At 73.3% G+C, this 4,164-nt stretch carries 4 protein-coding genes; 3 read left to right on the top strand and 1 reads right to left on the bottom strand.

The window, feature by feature from the left end; translation table 11 throughout:
- Positions 1-265: 265 nt before the first annotated feature.
- Positions 266-1,150, bottom strand: coding sequence for an alpha/beta hydrolase (locus VGW35_20100; GenBank protein HEV8309973.1), 885 nt, complete (start codon positions 1,148-1,150; stop codon positions 266-268).
- Positions 1,151-1,229: 79 nt separating this feature from the next.
- Between VGW35_20100 and VGW35_20095 the strand changes: the two genes are divergently transcribed.
- The 3 genes from VGW35_20095 to VGW35_20085 all read left to right on the top strand — a co-directional run.
- The gene (locus VGW35_20095; GenBank protein ID HEV8309972.1) at positions 1,230-2,369 is read left to right on the top strand and encodes a diaminopropionate ammonia-lyase; all 1,140 of its coding nucleotides are present in this window, start codon (positions 1,230-1,232) and stop codon (positions 2,367-2,369) included.
- Positions 2,366-3,151 carry a glucose 1-dehydrogenase gene (locus VGW35_20090; GenBank protein ID HEV8309971.1) on the top strand — a complete coding sequence of 262 codons (786 nt, stop codon included), beginning with the start codon at positions 2,366-2,368 and terminating at the stop codon, positions 3,149-3,151. The genes VGW35_20095 and VGW35_20090 overlap by 4 nt, the downstream gene beginning before the upstream one ends.
- A gap of 36 nt (positions 3,152-3,187) precedes the next feature.
- The coding region (locus VGW35_20085; protein ID HEV8309970.1) for a 3-deoxy-7-phosphoheptulonate synthase at positions 3,188-4,164 on the top strand (977 nt) is incomplete at its 3' end.

The raw sequence follows: 4,164 nt of genomic DNA, 5'->3' as shown, positions 1-4,164 counted from the left end.
GGCTCGCCGGGGCCGACCTCGTCTCCGAGCCAGCCGGCCGTCGGAGCCCGTAGGGTCAATCGCGCACAGCGTGAAGCCTCACCCTCACGCATTGAGTGTCCGCTCCGAGCGCCGGCTTTGCCGGCGCAACCTGTCCTGGGGGTGGGTGTGGGAGGGGGCCGTCTCCATGACCTAGGAGCCTGTCGGAGTAACCCGGCAGCTCGCCCCGAGCGCGGGCCGCGTCGGGCAGCATCGGGGGGGTCTTCCGAGACCCCCCCGAAATGACCTAGCGGCCGGCCAGGAAGCGCCGGATGTAGCCATTGACGAGCTCGGGCTCCTCGTGGACGACCCAGTGCGTGCCCTGAGGGATGCGCTCGATCGTGAGACGGGGGACGAACCGGTCGAGCCCGACGAGGTTCCCCGTCAGGAGCGCCTGGTCCCGCTCGCCCCAGATGACCAGGGTGGGGACGCTCACGGCGAGGGACGCCGGGTCCGGCGCCGGCTCGGCCGGGCCGGGCTCGCCCGAGTCGGTGGGCGGCCCCACGCGCGCCGCCCGGTAGTAGTTGAGCCCGCCGGTGAGGGCGCCGGGCTCGGACCACGCGGCGAGATACGCCTGGCGGTCCTCCTCCGTGAAGTAGCCCCGCCGCAGTCCGTCGGCCAGCACGATCCCGACGAGCCGCGCGTGGCCGTCCGCCGCCAGGAGGGCTTCGGCCTCCGGGCTGCGGAAGGTGAGCATGTAGCGGCTGGCCTGCTGCTGGGCGGGATTGTCCTGAAGCTCGCGCTGGAACACGGCCGGATGCGGCGCGTTGACGATGACCAGTCGCTCGAGGTGTTCGGGGTGAGCGATCGCGAACGCCCAGGCGACCGCGCCGCCCCAGTCATGGCCGACCAGGCTGAAGCGGCGATGTCCGAGGTGGAGGGCGAGCGCGCGCACGTCCTCGACTAGGTGCCGCATCCGATACTGCTCGAGGTCGGCCGGCTTCGAGGAGAGATTGTAGCCGCGCATGTCGGGCGCCACCGCCTGGTGGTCGGGCGCGAACGCCGCCAGCTGCTGCTTCCAGGCGTACCAGAACTCCGGGAAGCCGTGGAGGAAGAGCAGGAGCGGCCCGGCGCCGGCCGTGACGTAGTGGAGCCGCACCCCGTTGACGTCCGCGTACCGATGGGTGAGCATGGCCCGCCCTCCTCCCGCGGGATCACGATACATCAAAGGCGCCTCCCGCGCCGCGCGGGTTCGCGGTATCTTGAACGGCATGGTGCAGGACCCCCGCGGCGTGCGGGTCGAGCCGAACCGGTTCGCCGACCCCGCCCTGGCCGCGGCGCTGGCGGTGCCGGGGGCGGACGACGTCCCGGCGTTCCACCGGTCGCTGCCGGGCTATGCGCCCACGCCGCTCGTGTCGCTGCCCGGGCTGGCCGCGGCCCTGGGGGTGGGCGAGCTCTGGGTGAAGGACGAATCCCGGCGCTTCGGTCTCGGTGCCTTCAAGGCGCTCGGCGCCTCCTATGCGATCGATCGGCTGCGGCGGCTGGGGCGGCCCGTCTCGACGGTCGCGACGGCCACGGCCGGGAACCACGGCCGGGGCGTCGCCTGGACCGCCCGGCGGCTCGGTCTCCGGGCCGTGATCTTCGTGCCCGGCCACACGACGGCGGCGCGGATCGAGGCGCTCCGCGCGGAGGGCGCCCAGGTGGTGGTCGTGGAGGGAAGCTACGACGACGCCGTCCGCCGGGCGGCGGTGGAGAGCGCGGCGCAGGGCTTCCAGGTGATCTCCGACACCGCCTATCCCGGCTACACCGAGATTCCGGACTGGATCATGCGCGGCTACACGACGCTCTTCGCCGAGGCGACCGCGCAGCTCCAGGCCGCGGGTCGGCCCGATCCCGACGTCGTCTTCCTCCAGGCCGGCGTCGGGGGCCTCGCCTGGGCGGGAACCTTCTTCTATGTGCGGCGGTCCGGACCCAGCGGGCCGCGGCTCGTCGTCGTCGAGTCGACCGAGGCCGACTGCCTCCTCGAGTCGATCGCCTCCCCGGCCGGCGAGGTCCGCGCCACCCGCGGCCGGCTCGACACGATCATGGCCGGACTGAACGCCGGCACGCCATCCTCCGTCGCCTGGCCGCTGCTGCGGGCCCGGGTGGATTGGTTCCTCGCCGTCACCGATGCGTTCGCCGAGGAGGCGATGCGGCGCCTCCACGCGGGGATGGGCGGGGACCCGACCGTCGTCGCCGGCGAGTCGGGGGCGGCCGGGCTGGCCGGGCTCCTCGCGCTCGGCCGGGAGCCGGCCCTGGCCAGGGCCCGGGCCGCTCTCGGGCTCGGCCCGCAGGCGCGGGTACTCCTGTTGAACACGGAAGGCGCGACCGACCCCGTCAGCTACCGGAAGATCGTCGGAGCGGACCCGTGACCGGGGAGCTCGCCGGCCGGTCGGCTCTCGTCACCGGGGCCGGACAGGGCATCGGCCGGGCCGTCGCCCTCGCCCTGGCCCGGGCGGGCGCCGACGTCGCGGTCAACGACATCATGCCGGAGGCGGCGCGTGAGGTCGCGGCGGCGGTGACGGGGCTCGGCCGGCGGGCGCTCGCCGTCCCGGCGGATGTCGCGGAGGTGAGCCAGATCGAGGCGATGCTCGGGCAGACGGTGACGGGGCTCGGCCGGCTCGACATCCTGGTGAACAACGCCGGCATCATCCGGCCCACCCCTTTCGGACAGGTCACCGAGCGGGACTGGGACGAGACCTTCGCCGTCAATGCCCGGGGCCTCTTCTTCTGCATGCAGGCGGCGGCGCCGCTGCTGGCCCGGCAGGGCGGGGGCGTGATCATCAACCTCGCCTCGATCGCCGGCCGGGGCGCGCCCACCCTCTCGCCCCCCTACGCCGCCAGCAAGGCGGCCGTGATCAGCCTGACGCAGCAGAGCGCCCGGGCGCTGGCCAGTCAGGGGGTGCGGGTCAACGCGATCTGTCCCGGGATCGTCAACACCGAGTTCAACTGGCGCCTCGACGAGCTGATCGGGGTCCAGCGGCAGGGCCTGCCCAAGGGCGAGTTCCTCCGCCAGCGAGCCGCCACGGTCCCCCTGGGCCGGCTGGCCGAGCCGGAGGAGGTGGCGGCGATGGTCGTCTTCCTGGCCTCGCCGGCCGCGGCCTACGTCACGGGTCAGGCGGTCACCGTCGACGGCGGCTTCCTCATGTACTGACCGCGGGATGCTATCCTGGATGACTGAGCGGCGGCGATGTTCTACCTGACCGACGACCTGCGCATCGAGCGGCTGGGCCCCCTCATCCCGCCCGCCATCCTGATGGAGCAGCACCCCATCACGGAGGCGGCCTCGGCGACCGTGGCCAAGGGGCGGGAGGCGGCGACGCGCATCCTGCGCGGCGAGGACGACCGGGTGCTCGTGGTGGTCGGCCCCTGCTCGATCCACGACGTCGCCGCGGCCCGCGACTACGGCGCGCGCCTGCTCGCCGTGGCCGATCGGCTCCGGGAGGACCTCCTGGTGGTGATGCGCGTCTACTTCGAGAAGCCGCGCACCACGGTCGGGTGGAAGGGCCTGATCAACGATCCGCGGCTGGACGGGAGCTTCGCCATCAACGAAGGCCTGGGGGTCGCCCGGCGCCTCCTCCTGGATCTGGCCACCATGGGGCTCGGCGCCGGCTGCGAGTTCCTGGACACCATCACGCCCCAGTTCATCGCCGACCTGGTCACCTGGGGCGCCATCGGCGCCCGCACGACCGAGAGCCAGGTGCACCGCGAGCTGGCCTCCGGTCTGTCGATGCCGGTCGGCTTCAAGAACGGGACCGACGGAAACGTCCAGATCGCCGTCGACGCCGTGCGCGCCGCGTCGCGCCCCCACCACTTCCTCTCCGTCACCAAGCAGGGGCTGGCCGCGATCGTGGGGACCAAGGGAAACGACGCCTGCCACATCATCCTGCGCGGGGCGCACCGCCGCCCGAACTACCACGCCGAGGATGTCGAGGCCGCTGCCCGCGCTCTCCAGCGCGCGGGGCTTCCGCCGCGGCTCATGATCGATTGCTCGCACGGGAACAGCGGGCGAGATCCCGAGCGCCAGCCCGCCGTCGCCCGCGACGTCGCGGCCCAGCTCACCGACGGCAGTCCCCACGTCTTCGGCGTCATGCTGGAGAGCCACCTCGTCGGCGGCCGCCAGGACGTCAAGCCGGGTCAGCCCCTCGTCTATGGCCAGAGCATCAC

The organism is Candidatus Methylomirabilota bacterium, assembly GCA_036005065.1.
Taxonomy (GTDB): Bacteria; Methylomirabilota; Methylomirabilia; order Rokubacteriales; family DASRDR01; genus DASYQW01.
The sequence above is the reverse complement of the archived record's forward strand: the minus strand, read 5'-3'. Positions and strand labels throughout refer to the sequence as shown.